The organism is Achromobacter sp. 1012554356 (genome assembly GCF_059760815.1).
The window spans coordinates 66,353-87,019 of the sequence record NZ_JCBANC010000010.1 but is presented as its reverse complement, the minus strand read 5'-3'; the positions used below and the strand labels follow the sequence as shown (position 1 = coordinate 87,019).

General features: G+C 67.0%; 20 protein-coding genes. 12 read left to right on the top strand and 8 right to left on the bottom strand.

Annotated elements, in window-relative coordinates; translation table 11 throughout:
- Positions 1 to 18: 18 nt before the first annotated feature.
- On the top strand, positions 19 to 1,314 hold the full coding sequence (locus AC6LJW_RS07080; RefSeq protein WP_056561721.1) for an O-acetylhomoserine aminocarboxypropyltransferase/cysteine synthase family protein: 1,296 nt from the start codon (positions 19 to 21) through the stop codon (positions 1,312 to 1,314).
- A 37-nt stretch (positions 1,315 to 1,351) separates the two neighbouring features.
- Here the strand turns inward: AC6LJW_RS07080 and AC6LJW_RS07075 are convergent, their stop codons facing one another.
- The gene (locus AC6LJW_RS07075; protein ID WP_056561719.1) at positions 1,352 to 2,281 is read right to left on the bottom strand and encodes an AraC family transcriptional regulator; all 930 of its coding nucleotides are present in this window, start codon (positions 2,279 to 2,281) and stop codon (positions 1,352 to 1,354) included.
- 134 nt (positions 2,282 to 2,415) lie between these two features.
- Between AC6LJW_RS07075 and AC6LJW_RS07070 the strand changes: the two genes are divergently transcribed.
- Genes AC6LJW_RS07070 through AC6LJW_RS07050 form a run of 5 tightly spaced genes read left to right on the top strand, consistent with a single transcriptional unit; the run spans position 2,416 to position 6,997 of the window.
- Positions 2,416 to 2,973, top strand: coding sequence for a carboxymuconolactone decarboxylase family protein (locus tag AC6LJW_RS07070; RefSeq protein WP_498086858.1), 558 nt, complete (start codon positions 2,416 to 2,418; stop codon positions 2,971 to 2,973).
- A complete protein-coding gene (locus AC6LJW_RS07065; RefSeq protein WP_498086857.1) occupies positions 2,970 to 4,115 on the top strand; it encodes an acyl-CoA dehydrogenase family protein in 1,146 nt (381 codons plus the stop codon). Before AC6LJW_RS07070 ends, AC6LJW_RS07065 begins: the two co-directional genes overlap by 4 nt.
- Complete coding sequence (locus tag AC6LJW_RS07060) at positions 4,112 to 4,909, top strand: ABC transporter ATP-binding protein (protein WP_498086856.1); 798 nt, start codon at positions 4,112 to 4,114, stop codon at positions 4,907 to 4,909. The genes AC6LJW_RS07065 and AC6LJW_RS07060 overlap by 4 nt, the downstream gene beginning before the upstream one ends.
- Before the next feature lie 43 nt (positions 4,910 to 4,952).
- On the top strand, positions 4,953 to 6,143 hold the full coding sequence (locus AC6LJW_RS07055; protein WP_056561712.1) for an ABC transporter substrate-binding protein: 1,191 nt from the start codon (positions 4,953 to 4,955) through the stop codon (positions 6,141 to 6,143).
- Positions 6,140 to 6,997 carry an ABC transporter permease gene (locus AC6LJW_RS07050; RefSeq protein ID WP_498086855.1) on the top strand — a complete coding sequence of 286 codons (858 nt, stop codon included), beginning with the start codon at positions 6,140 to 6,142 and terminating at the stop codon, positions 6,995 to 6,997. Before AC6LJW_RS07055 ends, AC6LJW_RS07050 begins: the two co-directional genes overlap by 4 nt.
- 3 nt (positions 6,998 to 7,000) lie before the next feature.
- On the opposite strand, the gene AC6LJW_RS07045 is transcribed toward AC6LJW_RS07050, so the two are convergent.
- Positions 7,001 to 7,462: a surface-adhesin E family protein gene (locus tag AC6LJW_RS07045; RefSeq protein ID WP_235512043.1), complete on the bottom strand. Its 462-nt coding sequence runs from the start codon at positions 7,460 to 7,462 to the stop codon at positions 7,001 to 7,003.
- Positions 7,463 to 7,612: 150 nt separating this feature from the next.
- On the opposite strand from AC6LJW_RS07045, the gene AC6LJW_RS07040 reads away from it, so the two are divergent.
- On the top strand, positions 7,613 to 9,031 hold the full coding sequence (locus tag AC6LJW_RS07040; RefSeq protein WP_498086854.1) for a hypothetical protein: 1,419 nt from the start codon (positions 7,613 to 7,615) through the stop codon (positions 9,029 to 9,031).
- An 88-nt stretch (positions 9,032 to 9,119) separates the two neighbouring features.
- Here AC6LJW_RS07040 and AC6LJW_RS07035 read toward each other — a convergent pair whose 3' ends face one another.
- Positions 9,120 to 9,809, bottom strand: a complete 690-nt coding sequence (locus tag AC6LJW_RS07035) for a GntR family transcriptional regulator (RefSeq protein ID WP_056561710.1) — start codon at positions 9,807 to 9,809, stop codon at positions 9,120 to 9,122.
- A 136-nt stretch (positions 9,810 to 9,945) separates the two neighbouring features.
- Between AC6LJW_RS07035 and araD the strand changes: the two genes are divergently transcribed.
- The 4 genes from araD (at position 9,946) to AC6LJW_RS07015 (ending at position 14,272) form a co-directional block, all read left to right on the top strand.
- A complete protein-coding gene (gene araD / locus AC6LJW_RS07030) occupies positions 9,946 to 11,679 on the top strand; it encodes an L-arabinonate dehydratase (protein WP_498086853.1) in 1,734 nt (577 codons plus the stop codon).
- A gap of 52 nt (positions 11,680 to 11,731) precedes the next feature.
- Positions 11,732 to 12,442: a ribonuclease activity regulator RraA gene (locus AC6LJW_RS07025; protein WP_498086878.1), complete on the top strand. Its 711-nt coding sequence runs from the start codon at positions 11,732 to 11,734 to the stop codon at positions 12,440 to 12,442.
- A 62-nt stretch (positions 12,443 to 12,504) separates the two neighbouring features.
- A complete protein-coding gene (locus AC6LJW_RS07020; RefSeq protein ID WP_498086852.1) occupies positions 12,505 to 13,494 on the top strand; it encodes a Bug family tripartite tricarboxylate transporter substrate binding protein in 990 nt (329 codons plus the stop codon).
- An 85-nt stretch (positions 13,495 to 13,579) separates the two neighbouring features.
- Positions 13,580 to 14,272: an HAD-IA family hydrolase gene (locus tag AC6LJW_RS07015; protein WP_498086851.1), complete on the top strand. Its 693-nt coding sequence runs from the start codon at positions 13,580 to 13,582 to the stop codon at positions 14,270 to 14,272.
- 47 nt (positions 14,273 to 14,319) lie between these two features.
- Here the strand turns inward: AC6LJW_RS07015 and AC6LJW_RS07010 are convergent, their stop codons facing one another.
- Together AC6LJW_RS07010 and AC6LJW_RS07005 are read right to left on the bottom strand one after the other, a co-directional pair.
- On the bottom strand, positions 14,320 to 14,925 hold the full coding sequence (locus AC6LJW_RS07010; RefSeq protein WP_056566572.1) for a TetR/AcrR family transcriptional regulator: 606 nt from the start codon (positions 14,923 to 14,925) through the stop codon (positions 14,320 to 14,322).
- Positions 14,926 to 14,950: 25 nt separating this feature from the next.
- The gene (locus tag AC6LJW_RS07005; protein ID WP_056561703.1) at positions 14,951 to 15,559 is read right to left on the bottom strand and encodes an NAD(P)H-dependent oxidoreductase; all 609 of its coding nucleotides are present in this window, start codon (positions 15,557 to 15,559) and stop codon (positions 14,951 to 14,953) included.
- A 168-nt stretch (positions 15,560 to 15,727) separates the two neighbouring features.
- Here AC6LJW_RS07005 and AC6LJW_RS07000 point away from each other — a divergent pair, with 168 nt between their 5' ends.
- Complete coding sequence (locus tag AC6LJW_RS07000; protein WP_056561700.1) at positions 15,728 to 16,681, top strand: cation diffusion facilitator family transporter; 954 nt, start codon at positions 15,728 to 15,730, stop codon at positions 16,679 to 16,681.
- 32 nt (positions 16,682 to 16,713) lie between these two features.
- On the opposite strand, the gene AC6LJW_RS06995 is transcribed toward AC6LJW_RS07000, so the two are convergent.
- The 3 genes from AC6LJW_RS06995 to AC6LJW_RS06985 are packed head-to-tail and all read right to left on the bottom strand — an operon-like array spanning position 16,714 to position 20,552.
- Positions 16,714 to 17,055: a hypothetical protein gene (locus AC6LJW_RS06995; RefSeq protein WP_498086850.1), complete on the bottom strand. Its 342-nt coding sequence runs from the start codon at positions 17,053 to 17,055 to the stop codon at positions 16,714 to 16,716.
- A gap of 3 nt (positions 17,056 to 17,058) precedes the next feature.
- Positions 17,059 to 19,593, bottom strand: coding sequence for a cbb3-type cytochrome c oxidase subunit I (locus AC6LJW_RS06990; RefSeq protein ID WP_498086849.1), 2,535 nt, complete (start codon positions 19,591 to 19,593; stop codon positions 17,059 to 17,061).
- Positions 19,590 to 20,552, bottom strand: coding sequence for a cytochrome c oxidase subunit II (locus AC6LJW_RS06985; protein ID WP_498086848.1), 963 nt, complete (start codon positions 20,550 to 20,552; stop codon positions 19,590 to 19,592). Before AC6LJW_RS06985 ends, AC6LJW_RS06990 begins: the two co-directional genes overlap by 4 nt.
- Between the last annotated feature and the right edge of the window lie 115 nt (positions 20,553 to 20,667).

The following is a 20,667-nucleotide window of genomic DNA, read 5'->3' as shown; positions in this document are numbered from 1 at the left end:
GTATTACCGGAGAGACTGATGACTGAATCGAAGAAGCCCAACTGGCGTCTGGAAACCGTGGCCGTCCACGGCGGCTACCGCCCTGATCCGACCACGCGCGCAGTGGCGGTGCCCATCTACCAGACGGTGGCTTACGCGTTCGATGACACGCAGCACGGCGCGGACCTCTTCGACCTGAAGGTCGCTGGCAACATCTACACCCGCATCATGAACCCGACCACCGACGTGCTGGAGCAGCGCGTGGCGGCCCTGGAAGGCGGCATTGCCGCGCTGGCGCTGGCCTCGGGCCAGTCCGCCGTCACATACGCGATCCTGACCATCGCCGAGGCGGGCGACAACATCATTTCGTCCAGCACGCTGTACGGCGGCACCTACAACCTGTTCGCGCACACGCTGCCGCAGTACGGCATCACGACGCGCTTTGCCGACCCGTCCGATCTGGCCGCTTTCGAAGCGCAGATTGACGACCGCACCAAGGCGATCTTCGCGGAGTCGGTCGGCAACCCGCTCGGCAACATCACGGACATCGCCGCGCTCGCCGAGCTGGCGCATCGCCACGGCCTGCCGCTGATCGTCGACAACACCGTGCCGTCGCCGTACCTGTTGCGTCCCATCGAGCACGGCGCCGACATCGTGGTGCAATCGCTCACCAAGTATCTGGGCGGGCACGGCACCAGCCTGGGCGGCGCCATTATCGACTCGGGCAAGTTCCCGTGGGCCGAGCACAAGACCCGCTTCAAGCGCCTGAACGAGCCGGACGTCAGCTACCACGGCGTGGTCTACACCGAAGCCTTCGGTCCGGCCGCCTACATTGGCCGCGCCCGCGTCGTGCCGCTGCGTAACACCGGCGCGGCGATCTCGCCGTTCAACTCGTTCCAGATCCTGCAAGGCATCGAGACGCTGGCGCTGCGCGTGGACCGCATTGTGGAGAACGCGGTCAAGATCGCCAGCTATCTGCGCGAGCATCCGAAGGTCGAATGGGTGAATTACGCGGGCCTGCCGAATCACCCGGACCATGCGCTGGCCAAGAAATACCTGGGCGGCAAGGTGCCAGGCCTTTTCACGTTTGGCGTGAAGGGCGGCCGCGACGCCGGCGCGCGCTTCCAGGATGCGCTGCAGCTGTTCACGCGCCTGGTCAACATCGGTGATTCCAAGTCGCTGGCCACGCATCCGGCGTCCACCACGCACCGCCAGCTCAATGCAGAAGAATTGAAGAAGGCTGGCGTGCGCGAGGAAACGGTGCGCCTGTCCATCGGCATCGAGCACATCGACGATCTGATCGCCGATCTGGAACAAGCGCTGGCACAGGTGTAAGCGCCCGGCGCGACGCCCGCACCGGGTTGGAAACCGGTCAGACCGATGTGGGACGGCGCCGCCGCAAGGCGGACGGCGCCACGCCTTCCGTGCGCTGGAACACCCGGCTGAATGCGGCCTGGGATTGATAGCCCACGCGTTCGGCGGCCTCCTGTATGCCCATGCCCTGGTCCAGGAGCCGCCGCGCCACGCGCATGCGCAGCAACTGCAATAGCTGCGCCGGCGTTGTGCCGCTTTGCAACGTGAAGCGGCGGTGGAAGGTGGCCTTGGACATATGAACGCGGTCCGCCATGTCCTGCATGCTCCAGGGCGCGGCGGGCTCAGCCAGGATGGCCTGCAGCAGCCCGGCCATGGCCGGATCGCGCGCCAGCACGAAAAGACCATGCGCCTGCCGGTCTTGAATGGCCAGGTGGCGCAGCATGAAGAAGATCAGCAGATCCGTCAGGCGCTCCAGCACGACGGGCGAGGCAGACGGCGCGCGCGTGGTCTCGTCCAGGATCAGATTGAACACGCCGCGCGCGGCGCGAAAGCGTTCGTCGTCCGCGCGCAGCAGCAGATAGTCGGGCAGTGTGTCGGCCAGCAGGTCGGCCAGCCCCGGGCGAAATTGGAAGAACCCGCAGGCAAGGCCCGTGCCGTCGGGCTGACGGGGCGACAGCGGCTGCATCGGGCCGCACGCCGCGCTGGCGGTGGCGGACGGCTGTAGGGGCGTCAACACGTGGGCGACGTCGCGCAGGAAGAAGATGCCATCGCCCGCCGCCAGCGTGTGCGATTCCTGGCCCGATGCGATGTCTGCCCGGCAGCGGCCGTGCAGGATCAGGTGGAAACTGGCGCGGGCGCGTCCGCTGGTGCTGGCGGTCCAGTTGCCGCAATACTGGCCCAGGTGATAAAGACTGGATTGCACCTCCAGGCTGGACAGCAGCACCGCGTCCACGGCGGCTTGATCGGTAAGGGAGGAATCTGGGGTCAAGGTGCGATTCGGTTATATGCGCATAGCTGAAAGTCGATAAGATCGAGCATCAAGTTGCGATCCTCGTGCATTGTCGCTTGCGGGGCGCTGCACGCACAATGATGTTTTCATTCGCTAGCCCTACGGAGATATTCATGGCCCGTCTGACCGTGCACACCGCGCAAAGCGCGCCCGAACTCACCCGCCCGGCGTTGGCCGCAGCCGAGAAGGGCTCGGGATATCTGTCCAACCTGCTGGGCGTGCTGGCGGGCGCACCCGCTGCGCTCGAGGCCTATCAGACGCTGTCGCAGATCAATGCGCGCGCCGGCCTGACGCTGCAGGAGCGCGAGGTCGTTCAACTGGTGGCCGGCACGCTGCACGGCTGCACCTTCTGCGTGGCGGGTCACACCGCGCTGGCGCGCAACAAGGCCAAGCTGTCACCCGAAGTCGTGGACGCGTTGCGCGCGCAGGGCACGCTGCCCGACGCGCGGTTGCAGGCGCTGGCGGCATTCACGCAGGCCGTGATCCGCACGCGCGGCCGTGTCGACGACGCGGAACTCAAGGCCTTGCGCGACGCGGGCTACACCGAGGGCAACGCGCTTGAGGTGATCCTGGGCGTGGGCCTGGCCACGATCTGCAACTTCGCCAACAACCTGGCGCAGACTCCCTTGAACGAACAGCTCAGCGAATACGCCTGGAGCGGCGCGCAATGACGGCGCAAACCGCAACCCGGCAGCACGACAACGGAGCACCGGCCGGCGGCGCGATCCTGCCGCAAGACCTGCGGGATTGGCTCACGCAGCATGCCGACGCGCTGGACGAGGGCAGCCTTGACGCCGCCACGGTGCTGCCGCGGCTGGCGTCGGCGGGTTTGTTCCGCATTGGCGTGCCCGAGTCGAAGGGCGGCCTGGCCGGCACCGATATCGGCGATGCGATCGAAGCGGTGTCGCAGATAGCCGAACTGTCGGTTGCCAGCGCGTTTGTCGCGTGGGGGCAGCGCGTCTTCATCGAATACTTGCTGACCAGCCCCAATGCGGCGCTGACCGATCGCTGGCTGGCGCCGCTGCTGGCCGGCGAGCTGGCGGGCGCTACCGCGCTATCCAACGCCATGAAGTTCCTGAGCGGCATCGAATCGCTGCAGATTGCGGCGCAGGGCGATGACGGGCAATGGGCGCTGGACGGCCGCATGCCCTGGGTGACGAACCTGCGTCCGCAGGGCTTTCTCGTTGCGGCGGCGGTCACCGCGCCCGACGGCACGCCGGCGGTTGTCGCGCTGCCGCACGATATCGCCGGACTGGAGCGCAGCGCGGACCTGTCGTTGCTGGCCCTGCAGTCCAGCAACACCGCCGCGCTGGACGTGCGCGACGTGCGCATCGGCCCCGAATGGCTGATCCACCCCGACGCGCGGCAATATCTGCCGGGCGCGCGTCCCGCCTTCGCCGGCCTGCAATGCGGCCTGTCGATCGGCCTGGCGCGCAGGGCGTTGCAGGCAGCCGGGCAATCGGGGCGGGGGCAGGCGTCGCGCGGCATCCTGGGCCAGCCCTTGAAGGCGCTGTCCACGCAACTCGAGGAATTGACGGCCAGCCTTATTGCCGGCGTGCGCAGCCAGCGCTTCGTGACCGAGCCGTGGGCCTTGTTCGAGATTCGCATCGCGCTGGCCGACGCCGCCAATGCGGCGGTGCAGCTTGAGCTGCAAGCCAGCGGCGGCGCGGCCTACCTGAAGCCCGGGGGCGCAGGCTTTGCGCGGCGCTGGCGCGAAGCGGCGTTTCTGCCCATCGTGACGCCGAGCCTGGTGCAGTTGAAGACCGAACTGGCCAAGCGCCAGGCCCGGCTTGCCGCGCAGGCTGCCTCATGACGGCGGCGCCGCTGCCGGTGCTACAGGCCCGGAATCTGGCGCTGCGCTACCCCGGTGCGGACGCCGCCGTCTTTGAAGGCGTCGGCCTGGACCTGGCGCGCGGCGAAGTGGTGGCCGTGCTGGGCGCCAGCGGCGCCGGTAAATCCAGCCTGCTGCGTGTTCTGGCCGGCCTGCAGCCTGCCACCGAGGGCACGCTGCTGATGGAGGGCGCGCCGCTCACGGGCGTGCATCCGCGTGTGGCGGTGGCGTTTCAGGATCCGAGCTTGTTGCCCTGGCTGTCGCTGGAGCGCAATGTCGCCTTCGGACTGGATTTCAAGCATCAGCCGGCGCTGACGGATGCGCAGCGCCGCGCCCGCGTGGCGCAGGCCATCGACGAAGTGGGACTGGCGCACGCGCGCCATCTGCGGCCGGCCCAGTTGTCGGGTGGCATGGCGCAGCGCACGGCGCTGGCGCGGTGCCTGGCGCGTCAGCCGTCGGTGCTGCTGCTGGACGAACCCTTTGGCGCGCTGGACGAGGTCACGCGCGGCGAAATGCAGGAGCTGCTGCGCAAGGTGGTGGCCGACTTCCAGACGGCGGCCGTCCTGATCACGCATGACATCGACGAAGCGCTGCTGCTGGCCGACCGCATCGTGCTGCTGGGCGGCGCGCCCGGCCGCATCCTGGGTGTGTGGCAGGTGGACCTGCCGCAGCCGCGCGCCGACCTGCTGCCGGAAATGGGCGCGCTGCGCCTGGAGATCCTTACCCGCTTGTGCGCCGCGCTGCGGGCCACGCGCGGCGATGCCGTGCTTGCCTGACTAACCACGACCCAGTCTGACCAACCCCGCTAGGAGCTTTCTGATGTGCCTTGAACACATGTCGCGTCGCGACTGGTTGAAACTCTCGGCCCTGCTGACCGCCGGCGGCGCTGCATCCCTGCTGTCGGCCTTCAACGCCCGGGCACAGTCCGAGCCCGATGCACCCGTGCGCATCGGCTATCTGCCGATCACCGACGCCGCGCCGCTGCTGGTGGCGCATAACAATGGGCTCTTCGACAAGGCGGGCGTCAAGGCCGAAAAGCCCGTGCTGCTGCGCAGTTGGGCGCAGGTGATTGAAGCCTTCATCTCGGGTCAGGTGAACGTGGTGCACCTGTTGTCGCCGATGACGGTGTGGGCGCGCTTTGGCAGCAAGGTGCCCGCCAAGGTGGTGGCCTGGAACCACGTGGGCGGATCCGGCCTGACCGTCGCGCCCGCCGTCAATGCCGTGAAGGACCTGGGCGGCAAGACGGTGGCGATTCCGTTCTGGTACTCCATCCACAATGTCATGCTGCAGTACCTGCTGCGCGAGAACGGCCTGACGCCGGTGTCGCGCAAGGACGGCGCGCCGGCCGCCAATGAAGTGAACCTGGTCGTCATGGCGCCCGCGGACATGCCGCCCGCCCTGGCGCAGCAGCGCATCGCCGGCTACATCGTGGCCGAGCCGTTCAACGCGGCGGCTGAAACCCTAGGCGTGGGCAAGGTGCTGCGCTTTACGGGCGACATCTGGCGCAACCACGCCTGCTGCGTCGTCTTCATGCACGAGCGCGACCTGACGCAGCGGCCGGAATGGTCGCAGAAGGTGGTGGACGCCATCGTGCAGGCGCAGCTCTGGATCCGCGACAACCGGGCCGAGACAGCGCGGCTGCTGTCCAAGGAAGGGATCAACCGCTACACCCCGCATACGCTGCCGGCGCTGACCAAGGTGCTGGCGCCGCCGCCCGAGGACCGCGAGCAGTATCTGGCCAGCGGCGCGATCCGGCACGCCGATTGGGATGAACGCCGCATCGACTTCCAACCGTATCCGTTTCCCAGTTACACCGAGGAACTGGTGCGGCGGCTGCGCGACACGCTGATCGAGGCGGACCGCGGCTTCCTGGCTGACCTGGATCCGGCGCGCGCGGCGGCCGAGCTGGTGGACGATCGCTTTGTCCGACGGGCAATCGAATCGGCCGGGGGCCTGACGCGCTTCGGCTTTCCCGATGCCTACAGCCGGACCGAGATGGTGCAGGCGTGACGGGACGCGAGTCGGTGGCGCAGGCACCGCACGACGCGCAGGCACCGCCCGAAGCCCCGCGGCGGTCCGCGGCGCATTACCGGCCCAAGACGGCCGCGGGCCTGGGCCTGTGCGCGCGCTACGCGCTCGGCCTGAGCGGGTTGGGCCTGCTGCTGGTGCTGTGGTGGCTGGGCACGGAGGTCCTGGCGCCGGCGGGCGGCATGGCGCGGCGCTTTGCGCCCGGGCCCACGTTCGTCAGCCTTGGCGAATTGCTCACCAGCTCGGATTTGCCTGCCCACATCCTGGTCAGCCTGCGGCGGATTGCGGTGGGATTGGGACTGGCCTTGGCGATCGGCGTGCCGCTGGGCCTGGCGATCGGAAGCTGGCGCCGGCTGGAAGCGGCCGCATCGCCCGCCATGCAATTCCTGCGCATGATCTCGCCGCTGTCGTGGATGCCGATCGCGGTCATGGTGTTTGGCGTGGGCGACGATCCCGTCTATTTCCTGCTGGCATTCGCGGCGGTCTGGCCGATCGTGCTGAACACGGCTGCTGGCGTGCAGCAGCTTGATCCGCGGTGGCTGCAACTGGCGCAAAGCGTGGCCGCGACCCGCTGGGAGACGCTGCGCAGCGTCATCCTGCCCGGCGTGATGGGCCATATCCTGACCGGCGTGCGGCTGGCGATCGGCATCCTGTGGATCGTCCTGGTCCCATGCGAAATGCTGGGCGTGTCGGCCGGCATGGGGTATTTCATTCTGGACACGCGCGACCGGCTGGCCTATTCGGAACTGATGGCGATGGTGCTGATGATCGGCGTGCTGGGCTTTTTGCTGGATGCCGGCGCCCGGGCGTTGTACCGGTACTGGCGAGGGCAGTAGCGGCTACTTGCGCGCGCTTTTGCCGTTTGCCTCGCACACCAGGTCCCGCAGACGCCGCTGCACCGGGTCGCGCGTCACGGGCGCATTGCGGATGCCCGCCACGGGGATGGATTCGACGATTGCCCCGGTGGCGTCGTTGCCGGCGTGGTGCAAGACCTCGGTGACCGTATAGGTGTTGGCGCCGCAGTTCAGCGTGATGGGCTGGGTCACCGAGCCATAGGGTTGGCCATTGGCCTCGGAGATGCGGGGCTGGGCGTAGAACCAGGCCACCGTCACCGCCCGTACCGTGGGGCTTTCGGACACGGTGCGGATGGAATTGCTGTCGTAGAACACGCCGGGCATCGTCTGCGGGTCGACCGGAACCCAGGCTGGATCGTTGGCGGCGGCGCCATGCGCCAGCGTGCCGGCGCTCGCCGCGACAAACAGGGCCAGGGCGAGGAGGGCAGAAGGAGGCCTTGCGGTCATGGGCGATTCCGTGGTGTCGGGGTAGGGGCGCGCGTCCGGTAAGACGTGAGCGTGCGTTACGCCAGTATAGAGAACCAGGCGCAACGCGCTATAGTTCTGTCCGTTCGATAAATGTGGCTGGCGGCGTGGGGGGCTGGCATTATGCCCGGGATGCCTGGACCCAAGACCATCAGACTCGTGGCCGCCGGCTTGGCGGTCCTCTCGGCCGCCGTGCTGGCGCGGGGCATCTATCAGATCATCCCGATGGGCGATCCGCTGCCGCGCAGCGAGGTCGTCGGCGAACTCAACGGCCCGGCGCTGGCGTCATACTCGCGCGTTGCCATCCAGCGTTACGGCGAACGCCAATTGCTGACCGGCCAGCTTCTGGTCACCGCCAAGGACATTGACGGCCTGGCGCAGGCGCCCGTGCTCGACACGCAGATCCCGGCCTTGAAAGATCGGCTGCAGAAGCAGCGCATCCAGCTCGCGCAGACCGGCGCCATCACCGCCATGGCGCATGGCCACGGCGATCTGGCCCTGACCATGCTGCAGACTGGCCGTTCCACCTCCGATGCACGCAACCTCATTTATGGAGGACGGGGCACCGGCGTGTTCGAGCTGCTGGCCTCCGTCAGCGGCGATACCGGCGTCACCCTGATCGGCGCGCCCGGCGGCGAGCCGCTGTATCTGATCACCAGCACCCTGCGCAGTCCGGGCGAAGGCGACCAGCCCGCTGCCTGGGATGCGCTGCGCTCCGACGACCTGGGCGTCACCTGGACCTACGATCCCGACGTGACGCTGGGCGTGCCGCAACTGCACACAGCCTTTCTCACCGACCGGTTGGCGATTGCCCTGGAAAACCACGAGACCGGCGTGCGTCTGCTGTATAGCTGCGATGGCGCCAAGCGGTGGTCGGCGACGCGGCTGAAAGAGCAGGTGTGGCCGGATTCGGCGGCATTTGAGCGCAAGTTTGCCGAGACGGCGGAGCGGGACCGCAAGGCTTATGGCCCGGAGCAACTTGGCTATGGCTGGTCGCTCTATCCGCTGGACGACACGCGCGCGGTGGGCTGGAGCTGGCGCACCCGCGTGCGGCCCGAAGGCCAGGACGCGCCCGAGCTGATCGAGACGCGCCGCTTCGAGGTGCAATTCCAGGAAGGCGCGTCGCCGGCGTTCCGCATCACGCCGGACGTCGCCCGGGTGCCTGCCCAGGACGCCCACGCGCTGCTGACACGCGATCAGCCCGTCTTCGAAACCGAGGGCGACACCATCTACCAGTTGGACAAGAGCGGCATGTCCTGGGTGAAGCGGTCGCGCTCGCCCGATGTGCGCGGCGCCAAGTCGTGGATCGGACAGGCGTGGTTCGGCCGCAATGCGTGGGTCATCAAGACCTACGCCGAACAACTGTTCTCGGGCAACGAATACACGAAGACCTACTTCTACAGCCGCGACAAGGGCAGGTCCTGGCGGCCGTTCCAGTTGTCGCACGAGCAGGAGCGCGGGCTGTTGGGCCTGGACCAGACCGGCGACGCCTTGCTGTCGCTTGCCGAACGCAGCGGCAAGACCGTCATTCAGCGGTATCCGCTGGATTGAGCCCGCCTTTGCGATAGGCCCCCGTCTAGGCGATCAGCCGTCCGCCAATCAGCCGTTGGTTCACGGCTTGTGCACGGCGCGCACTAGGCTAATCGGCCACCACGTAATCGGGATAACGCTTGCAGATTTCAGCCACCTGGCTGAGCGTGCCGGACAGGTGCTCGCGCAGCACCTGCTGCGCCCGGGCCGGATCCTGCGCGGCGATGGCGTCCAACAGCCGTTGATGGTCGTCCAGGATGCGTTCCGCCTTGCCGGCTTCGGGCAGATGCAGCCGGCGCAACCGGTCCAGGTGGCCGCTGTAGCGCTGCGCCATCTCCCACAGGCTGGCCACGCCCGCGGCTTCGTGCATGTCGCGGTGAAACGCCTGATCCGCGTTGATGAACTGCTGGTATTCGCCGCTGGCGTGGGCGGCGCGCTGCAGGTCGATGGAGGATTGCAGGCGCTGGAGCAATAACGGATCGGGCCGCTGCGCCAGCAGATGGACGATCTCCAGTTCCAGCGAGCGGCGCAGGAAATGCGCCTGCCGCGCGGCGGCGATGTCGACCCGACTGACCACCGTGGTGTGCTGCGGATAGATTTCGACCAGGGCTTCCTCGGCGAGCCGCATGAGCGCGTCGCGGATGGGGGTCTGGCTCAGGCCGTAGCACTCGGCCAGGGTGACGCGCGACAGCGGCGCGCCGGGAACGAGTTCCAGCGAAATGATCTGGCGCCGCAGGTGTTCAAAAACCTGGGGTGCCGCGTGGCGGGAGCGATCCAGTCTGAGCTTCTGGCTTTGCATCAGGTAAACGTGTCGAATCCCGCGTGGGGAAGGGCTGATAACGAATGCCGCAGTGTAGCGGGTTTTCACCTAGCTGACGCACTAATGTATTAGTGTTTAAATGCTTTGACTCTCACTCCGCATCCCCTCGTATCCCATGAAACGCACCTATGAAAGCTTGCGCAGCGCTGCCTGGATGGCCAAGGACGATCTGCGCTCCTTTGGCCACCGTTCCCGCATGATGCAGATGGGCTACGGCCCGGACGATTGGGCGGGGCGCCCCGTCATTGCCATCATCAACACCTGGTCCGACCTGAACCCCTGTCACAGCCACTTCAAGCAGCGCGTCGAAGACGTGAAGCGCGGCGTGTTCCAGGCGGGCGGCTTTCCGGTGGAACTGCCCGCGATCTCGGTGTCGGAATCCTTCGTCAAGCCGACCACGATGCTGTACCGCAACTTCCTGGCCATGGAGACCGAGGAACTGCTGCGCAGCCACCCGGTGGACGGCGCCGTCCTGATGGGCGGCTGCGACAAGACCACGCCGGGACTCATCATGGGCGCCATCAGCGCCGGCCTGCCGTGCGTGTACGTGCCGGCCGGTCCCATGCTGCGCGGCAACTGGAAGGGCAAGATCCTGGGTTCCGGGTCGGACGCCTGGAAGCTCTGGGACGAACGCCGCGCCGGCAAGATCACGCAGGAACAATGGACCGAAGTGGAAGGCGGCATCGCCCGCAGCTACGGCACCTGCATGACGATGGGCACCGCCAGCACCATGACCGCCATTGCCGAGGCCATTGGCATGACGCTGCCGGGCGCCTCGTCCATCCCTGCTGCGGACGTCAATCACATGCGCATGTCCGCCGAGTGCGGCCGGCGTGTGGTCGAGATGGTCTGGGACGACCTGACGCCGCAGCGCATCTTGAGCGTGGCGTCCTTCAAGAACGCCATCAACGTCGCCATGGCGATGGGCTGTTCCACCAACGCCATCATCCACCTGGTCGCCATGTCGCGCCGGGCGGGCTGCGCCGTGGGCCTGGACGACTTCGACGCGGCCAGCCGCAAGGTGCCCGTCATCGCCAACATCCGGCCTAGCGGCGACACCTACCTGATGGAAGACTTCTACTACGCGGGCGGCCTGCCGGCGCTGATGTCGCGGTTGCAGGACCGCCACCTGGACCTGTCGGCCATGACGGTCACCGGCAAGACGCTGGGCGAGAACATCGCCGGCGCCGAGGTCTACAACGACGACGTGATCCGCAAACTGGACGAGGCGATCTACGACGAGGGCGCACTGGCCGTGCTGCGCGGCAATATCGCGCCCGACGGCTGCGTCATCAAACCGAGCGCATGCGCCCCGCAATACCTGCGCCACACCGGCCCCGCGCTGGTCTTTGACGACTATCCCAGCATGAAGGCTGCCGTCGAGGACGAAAACCTGGACGTCACCGCCGACCACATCATGATCCTGCGCAATGCCGGCCCGCAGGGCGGTCCGGGCATGCCGGAGTGGGGCATGCTGCCGATCCCGACCAAGCTGGTCAAGCAGGGCGTGCGCGACATGCTGCGCCTGTCCGATGCGCGCATGAGCGGCACCAGCTACGGCGCCTGCATCCTGCACGTGGCGCCCGAAAGCTACATCGGCGGCCCGCTGGCGCTGGTCAAGACCGGCGACACGATCACCGTGGACGTGCCCGCCCGCACCATCAATCTGAACATCAGCGACGAGGAACTGGCCGCACGCCGCGCCGCCTGGACGCCGCCGCCCAAGCGCTACGAGCGCGGCTACGGCTGGATGTATTCCAAGCACATCCTGCAGGCCAACGACGGCTGCGACCTCGATTTCCTGGAAACGGAGTTTGGCGCGCCCGTGCCTGAACCCGCCATCTTCTGATTCCCGTCCTCTTTAGATCCCCGATCAAATACCCGGAGCCATCGTGTCCCAAATGAATCCCGAAACCCGCGCCAGGTTGGCCGGCGTCAGCACCGCCACCCTGTGCACGGCGCTTTTCAAGCGCGGCCTGCGCAACCAGTTCATCCAGGACGTGCGCCCGCTGAACGCCAACCTGCCCAACATGGTTGGCCCGGCCTTCACGCTGCGCTACATCCCCGCGCGCGAAGACCTGAACACGATCAAGGTGTTCGAAGATCGTGGGCACCCGCAGCGCGCCGCAGTGGAGACCTGCCCGGAAGGCGCGGTCTTCGTCATCGACAGCCGCAAGGATGCGCGCGCCGCCTCCGCAGGCTCGATCCTGGTCACCCGCCTGATGAAGCGCGGCGTGGCAGGCGTGGTGACCGACGGCGGCTTTCGCGATTCGCCGGAAATCGCCGAGATGGGCTTTCCCGCTTATCACCAGCGTCCGTCCGCGCCCACCAACCTGACGCTGCACCAGGCGCTGGACATCAATGCGCCCATCGGCTGCGGCGACGTGGCCGTGTGGCCGGGCGATATCGTCGTGGGCGACCGCGAAGGCGTGGTCGTCATTCCGGCCCATCTGGCCGACGAGATCGCCCTTGAGGCCGTCGAAATGACCGCCTTCGAAGACTTCGTGACCAGCCAGGTGCAAGGCGGCGCGTCCATCCTGGGCCTGTACCCGCCGACCGATCCGGGCACGAAGGACAAATTCGCCGCCTGGCGCAAAGAACAGGGCCGCTGAGCCTTGCCGCCGGCACGACCGGCACCCCACACATACCTATAAAACAAGGCAGGAGACAAATCATGAACACGCAACGACGTGGCGCGCTGGCCGCGCTTCTGGCCGGCGCGGTCTTCGGTACGCTGGCGTTGCCCGCCAGCGCCGCCGACTGGCCCACGCAAAAGCCCATTTCCTATGTGGTGCCGTTCACCGTGGGCGGTTCGACCGACGTGGTGGGCCGGGTGCTGGCCCAGAAGCTGGGCGACCGCCTGAAACAGAACGTCGTTGTCGAAAACAAGCCGGGCGCCGCCGGCGGCATCGGCGCGACTTACGTCGCCAAGGCGCCACCCGATGGCTACACCTTGTTCGGCGGCACGATCAGCACCCATGCCATCAACGCCAGCCTGTACAAGAACCTGAAGTACGACCCGGTGAAGGACTTTGAGCCGGTGTCGTTGATTGCGTTCCTGCCTAACGTGCTGCTGGTGGATCCGAACCTGGGCGTGACCTCGGTGGCCGACCTGATCGCGCTGCTCAAGCGCGACCCCACCAAGCGCACGTTCGCGTCCTCGGGGGCGGGCACCTCGACGCACCTGGCCGGCGAACTGTTCGCCGGCATGATCGGCGTGCCGCTCACGCACGTGCCTTACAAGGGCACGCCGCCCGCCATGGTGGACGTCTCGTCCGGCGCGGTGACGTTCATGTTCGACCAGATGACCGCGGCGCTGCCGCTGCTGCAGACCGGCAAGCTCAAGCTGCTGGCCGTCACCACCAAGGACCGCATCGCGCTCGCGCCGGAGATCCCGACCATGCAGGAAGCCGGCGTGCCGGGCTTCCAGATGGCGTCCTGGCAGGCGGTGTACGCGCCCAAAGGCACGCCCAAGCCGATCCTGGACAAGCTGGCCGCCGAGATTGCCCTGATCCTGAAAGAGCCCGACGTGCAGGAAAAACTGGGCAAGACGATGGGCATGGAACTGGTTGGCAGCACGCCGGATGAGCTTCGGGATCTGATGGCCACCGAGATCCCGCGCTGGGCGGAAGTCGTGAAGAAGTCGGGTGCGTCGGTCGAGTGACACGACGCTAGTGTGAGCAAGGCCGCGCAGCGCTAAGCTATGTTTTTGGGTCTGGTCGACCGCCAGACCCAAAGCGGAGCCGACCATGACCGATTTGACTGCCCTGGCAGGGGCCACCATTGCCTTCGATCTCGACGGAACGCTGGTCGAGTCGGCCCCCGACCTGATCGGGTCGGTAAATGCCGTATTGGTCGCGCACGGCTACGAGCCCTTGCCCTATGAACGGGGCCGGCCTTTCGTCAGCCGAGGCGCACGGTGGTTGTTGGAATTCGGTCTGAAAAGCGCTGGCGAGCCCGAGCCGGCGGCGCGCGCGGCCGCGCTGTTTGGCGGCTTCATTGCCTACTACAGTGACCATATCGCCGATGACACTCGGCCTTTTCCTGGGGTAATAGACGCCCTGAAAACGCTTCGGTCGGCGGGCGCCACGCTGGTTGTGTGCACCAACAAGCCCACGGGTCTGTCGCGCAGCCTGTTGACCAAGTTGCACATGGCGGGGTTGTTCGACGGCGTGGTAGGCATCGACGCGGTGTCGGCGGCCAAGCCCAATCCCGCACACTTGATCGAGGCCGTGCAGGCCGTGGGTGGCAATCTGGCTCGCACAGTCATGGTGGGGGATGCCGACACCGATGCGGGCGCCGCGCGCGGGGCCGGCACGCCGCTGGTGCTGGTCGACTTTGGGTATACGGAAATCCCCGCCGTCGACCTTGCGCCGGATGTGCTCCTGCATTGCTTCGACGATCTGTCGGACGCCTGCGCCGCGTTGCTCGACCGTCCATAGGCGGGCGTGCTGACGGCTTGCGGCGGCAAGATAGGCCCAGCGGAACCCTATTTGTCCGGGGGGAGCGCGTGTTTCACCATGTCCACAATGATCCGGAAGAGCTCGTCCCGGGCGGCTTGCTGCGTGATCTCGCCTGCGACCGCCGCCTGCGACAGCGCGTCGGCCGCGCCCAGCATGCCCCACAGACTGGCCAGGGAAACGCCATGCGGGCCAGCGAACGGCGCCAGGATGTCCCGGCATTTCCTGATGAACGCGTGCTGATACTGCGTCTTCACGGCGGCCAGTTCCGGGGAGCCATTCAACGCCGCGAGCACGCCGGGGATTTCACGCCCCTGCGCCGACACGCATTCCACGTACCGGGTCGCGATGACGTCTGCCTTGTCTTTCAGCGTGGGTTTGCTGGCGGCGATGGCGGCGTCGATGATTCCGGTCTGGCGCTGGTCGAAATCCTGGTACAGCGCCGCCAACAGCCCGTTGCGGGTGCCGAAGTGGTCGTAGACGACGGGCTTGGAGACGCCGGCCTGCTCAGCTAGACGGCCCAGCGTCAACGCGTCAGTGCCTTCGTCGCGGATCAGCGCCCACGACACGTCGATGAGCTGGCGTTGCCGCGCGTCCTTGGACAGCCGGCGGCGGGGGGCGGGTTGGGACGTCATCAAGGGTCTCTTCGAGGTCGGGCAATCACGATTGCGGGGCAAAGATCCGCTGGCCGATGGCCTGCGCGGCGGTCAGGTGCGCTTCGGGGTATCCGGCGTCGGACGCCACCAGCAGATCGGATGTTGCCACGCGCGCGCCGCAGTAGCCGAAGATACCGTGATCAATTTGCGTCTTCATCGCGCCGAAGTAACCGTGCCGCGCATACGTGCGCATATCGGCGCCGCCGCTGGCGACCAGATGCACCTGCAGCCGCTGCAAGCGTTTGACCACCTTGCCGTCGGGGTTGGCGTCATAGGCCCAGCCATTGGTGAAGACGCGGTCGATCCAGCCTTTCAACAAGGCGGGAAACGACCACCAGTGCACGGGATAGACCAGCACCAGCGCGTCGGCCCGATCCAGGCGCGCGTGTTCGGCGGTCACGTCAGCGGGCGGGTTAGACCGGGTCAGGTGCAGGTCCACGTCGGCCTGGGTGAAGCGGGGGTCGAAGCCTTCGGCGGCCAGGTCCGCCACCTCGTATGAATGCAGCGGTCCTGTTTCTGAGCCCTGTTGCGCGACCCCGTTCGCGACATGGTGGGCGATGGCGTGCGTGAGGGACTTCGCATCGGGGTGAGCAACAACGATGAGCGCGTGCATGGCGATTTCCTTCGATTCAATGGGATAACCTACCAATCGTAACCTACGTTTAGTAGGTTGTGCCAGATAAACCTGATGCTTCATGTCGGATCCGCCTCGCCGAGCCATGCACCGCCCAGGGGTCGATGCGGTTATCGTGTCGCCAGATCAGTCCCCATCGGAGGAACCATGACCTCGCGAACGGCATTGTTCGACCTGCGCTCGGAGCAGGGCGTGTTGCGGATATCCATCGCGGTCACACTTTGCATCGCCGTCATCGGCATCGGCTTTGGCGTGGCCTCGGGATCGTTTTCCATCGTCTTCGATGGGGTCTATTCGCTGGTCGACGCCAGCATGAGCGCGCTGTCGCTGGTGGTCGTGCGGCTCATCACCTCCTACGCCACGTCCCGGCAACTGCCGCGCAAGCTGCGCGAGCGCTTCACGATGGGCTTCTGGCACCTGGAACCCATGGTGCTCGCGCTGAACGGCATCCTGCTAAGCGGCGTGGCGGTCTACGCGCTCATCAATGCGGTCAGCAGCCTGCTGAAAGGGGGGCGCGATCTGGAATTCGGCCTGGCGCTTGTCTATGCCGTGCTGACCCTCACCGCGTGCGTGGCGATCGCGCTGGCCGAGGCGCGCGCCAACCGCCGGATCCGGTCGGCATTCCTGCACATGGACCTGAAGGGCTGGATCATGTCGGCCAGCATCACAGCCGCGCTGCTGGTGGCGTTCTGCATCGGGTTCGGGGTGCAGGGCACCCGCTGGGAATGGATTTCGCCCTACATCGATCCGGCCGTGCTGGCGGTGGTGTGCGCCGTGATCATCCCCTTGCCGCTATCGGTCATCCGCCAGGCGTTGTCCGAGATGCTGCTGGTCACGCCTGCCGACCTGAAACTGCACGTGGACTCGGTGGCGCAGGCCTTTGTGCAGCGCCATGGCTTCGCGTCGTATCGCGCGTACGTCGCTAAGGTTGGCCGATCGAAGGAAATCGAACTGTATTTCATCGTGCCGGCCGACACGCCCGCGCGCGGCATCGGCGAGTGGGACAGCCTGCGCGACGAGATCGGGGAGGCGCTTGGCGCCGACAGCCCCGATCGCTGGCTGACGGTGGTGTTCACTGGCGACCCGGAGTGGGCGGAATAGCCTGCCGCCGCAGCGGTATGTGGTGCATCCGGTCAGAGACACGCTGCCATCAGGAAAACCGGTAGCGTTTCCCAGACCACCGCCACGGCCGACAGCCAGCACAGCGCGGCGCAAAGCCAGGCATGAAAGGGCGGCGCGCCCTGCGCGCGCACCCGCGCACGCTGGCGCCAGGCGGCCAGCGCCATGCCGGCCAGGGCCGCCGCGCTGCCGGCTACGATGATCCACGACGACACCGGCAGCCCGAGCCACAGGCCGATCAACGCCGACCGGGCGCAGGCCAGCGCGTTGACGATGTAGATGAACAGAAAGTGCGCCAGCCAGATCAGCGGGCCGGCGATGAGATACAGCAGTTCGACCGAGAAGCGCGTTCTCATGGCTTATCCCGTCAGCCGCGGAAAGGCGTGCAGCAGCGCCATCGCGATCAGCCCTTGCGCCACGGTGTAATTCATCATCGCCCGGGTGGTGTCGAACGCCGCGCGGCGCGTGGGGCTGAGTCTTCCCGCCATTGATCGCGCCACTGTAAATATGGCCATCACGACGGAAAGGCCGCCAAACAGCGCCTGCAGGCCCGCGACGGCATACGTTGCTGCCGTGTAGGCGGTGGCTTGGGGACGCAGGCCGGCCTGCCAGTGCACGATCAGGTCCAGCGCGGGCGCCGCGGCCAGCAACAGCGCCGCGCCGGCGACGCACCCGCGCAGCGCCGATTGCCGGTCTTGCGTCATCAGCCGCGCGGCGGCCGCTGCAAGGCCCGCGCCAGCCACCAGCATGACGGCGGACATCATCGGCGAGCCCGGCGTGGGTAGCGCGCTGGCCGCGGGCCAGGCCTGCGGATTCGTGGTCCAGAGGAACAGGTAGCTGAACAGCAACGATCCGAAGATGCTGGCGCACACGATCAGCAGCATCACCATCGCCCACGACGCATGCGACGCGCTGCCCGAACACATCATGGGCAGCCGCAGGCCGCCGCCGATGTCCACCGGCGGGTAGTCCGGGCCGGTATCCGCGTCCCACAGCCAGCGCCAGAGCGCCACAACGGCCAGCACGCCAAACGCCGCCGCCAGCGTCATCAGCTTGAAGGTCAGCAGCAGGAAGAACCCGGCGGTGCCCACGGCGGCAAGCAGCGGCGACCACGCGGGGCCGGGCAACGGCAGCACGTAATCAGGGCGGGCGTCCAGCGCGCTGGTCACCAGCGTGGTGCGCAAGCCGGCCGGCGCATTGGGCAGGTAATGCTGGCCGTCGTCCACCTGCTGTGCCAGGCCGGGCTGATCCCACAGCGGCTCGCGGCTGGTCACCGTGGGCACGCTGCGCAGCCCGTAGCTGCCGCTGGGCAGCCACTCCAGCGTGCCGGCGTCCCAGACATTGCCCGCATTGTTGTCGATGGTCGGCCGGAAGTTGCGCGCCAGGTCGATCAAGAAAACGAGCACCCCCGCGGCTATCAGGTAGGCGCCCACGGTCGACAGCAGGTTCAGCGGACCGAGGCCCTGGCTTTCGGCGTAGGTGTAGACGCGGCGCGGCATGCCGGCCAGCCCCGTGAAGTGCATCGGAAAGAAGGCGACGTTAAAGCCCACGAACATCAGCCAGAAGGCCCAGCGGCCCAGCCGCTCGGATAGCCGCCGCGCGCTGATGAAGGGCGTCCAGTAGTAGAACGCCGCGAACAGCGGAAACACCATCCCGCCGAACAGTACGTAATGCAGGTGCGCAACGACAAAGTAGGTGTCGTGCGCCTGAAGGTCGAACGGAATGACGGCCACCATCACGCCGGTCAGGCCGCCAATGACGAACACAAAGAAGAATCCCAGGATGAACAGCGTAGGCGTCTTGAGCGGGCGCAGCCGGACGGCGGCGGCAATGGTGGCGATCCAGGCGAATATCTGGATGGCAGTCGGCACCGACACCGCCATGCTCGCGGCCGACGCGAAGCTGAGCGACAACTGCGGAATGCCCGTGGCAAACATGTGATGCACCCACAGCCCGAAACTCAGAAATCCGGTGGACACTACCGCCAGCACCACCAGGCGATAACCGACCAGCGGCGTGCCGGTCATCGCGGGGATCATCATCGACACCATGCCGGCGGCGGGCAGGAAGATGATGTAGACCTCCGGGTGGCCAAAGAACCAGAACAGGTGCTGCCACAGCAACGGATCGCCGCCGCGATCGGCAATGAAGAACGGCATGTCGAACGCGCGCTCCAGCTCCAGCAGCGCAGTGGCCACGATGACCGCAGGGAACGCGATGATTACCATGCCGCAGAACACCAGCATCACCCAGGCGAACACCGGGATCTTGTCCAGCGACATGCCGGGCGCGCGCGTGCGCAGGATGCCGACGGCCAGCTCGATGGCGCCGGCAATCGCCGAGATCTCGATGAAGCCGATGCCCAGCAGCCACAGGTCGGCGTTCACCGCGGGCGAGTATTTGGTGCTGGTCAGCGGCGGGTACATGAACCAGCCGCCGTCGGGCGCGAGCCCCACGAAGATGCTGCAGAAGAACACCAGCCCGCCGATTGCATAGGCCCAATAGGCGTAGGCCGACAGCCGCGGAAACGGCAGGTCGCGCGCGCCCAGCATGTTGGGCAGCAGCAGTACGGCTACCGCCTCGACGGCCGGCACCGCGAACAGGAACATCATCACCGTGCCGTGCATGGTGAAGAGCTGGTTGTAAAGCTCGTGGCCGATCAGGTTGTTGTCTGGCGCGGCGAGCTGGGTTCGCATCATCAACCCCAGTACGCCGGCCAGGATGAAAAAGAGCAGTGCGGTGCCGATGTACAGCAGGCCGATGGACGTGTTGTTGACCACCGTGAGCGCCCGCCATCCCGTGGGACGCTTCCAGGCGCGTTCGAGCTGCTCGAGTTCGCCTTCGGGCCGCGGCAGCGCGTTGGGAAGCTCGGTCGGGGATGTCTGGCGCGTCACTTCAGGCTTTCCAGGTAACGGGCCACGGCGCGCAGATCCTCGCCCGGCCATTGGTCGAAGGAGGGCATGCCATTGCCAGGCTTGATCTGCTGGCTGCCGGCAATCCATCCGCCCATCGCGCCTACGTTGTTCGGCAATATGCCCGCCGCAAGGGAGGGGCGGCTGCCCACATGGGTGAGGTCCGGTCCCAGCGTGCCGAGTGCCGCCGAGCCGCGCACTGTGTGGCATTGCGCGCACGCCTGCGTGAATAGCTCGGCCGCTGGCTTGAGCTCGGGTCCGGGCGCGCGTGCCGGCTGGCGTTGCGCCTGCACCCAGGCCTCGAATGCGCCCGCGTCCACCGCCTGCACGTCAAAAAGCATCTGGGCGTGTTGCGCGCCGCAATACTCGGCGCAATGGCCGCGAAACGTGCCGGGGGTCCTGGCCAGCGCGCGCATCCGGTTCACGCGGCCGGGGATCATGTCGAGCTTGCCGCCTAGTTCGGGAATCCAGAAACTGTGGATCACGTTGTCGGACTTGAGCAGGAATTGCACCGGCTTGCCCGTGGGAATGCGGATCTCGTTGGCGGTCTCGAAGAGCAAGCCCCCCGACGCATCCAGATAGCGCACGCGCCACCACCACAATTCGCCGGTGACTTCGATGCGCGCGGCAAACGATGCCGCGTCCCGGGCCGCCGACGGGGAAGGTGTCAGCACGTAGATCAGCAGGGCAGTCAGCGCCACGACGGGAAACGCGATGCCCGCGCCGACGATGAGCCCGGTCCGCGAAAGCCGGCGGCGCAGCGTCGCGGGACCGAACATCGCCAGCGCCAGCACCGCGGCCACCGCGGCGAAGATCGCCGCCGCGCCCACGTACAACACCCAGCCGATCTCGGCGATCCGCGCAGCGTCCTCGCCGCTGGGTTGAGCCGACGCGGCAACGGGCAACGCGGCGGCGAGCGCGATAAGTAGGATTTTCGCCATGTTCTTGTAATGGATGATCCGGCGCGCGATGGCCAGTCCGGCCAACGGACCGCCGGCCCGCGAGAGGCTTCGTCAGCATTTTTCGTGCCCGCGTGCGCGATTGTCTTGCGGGCAC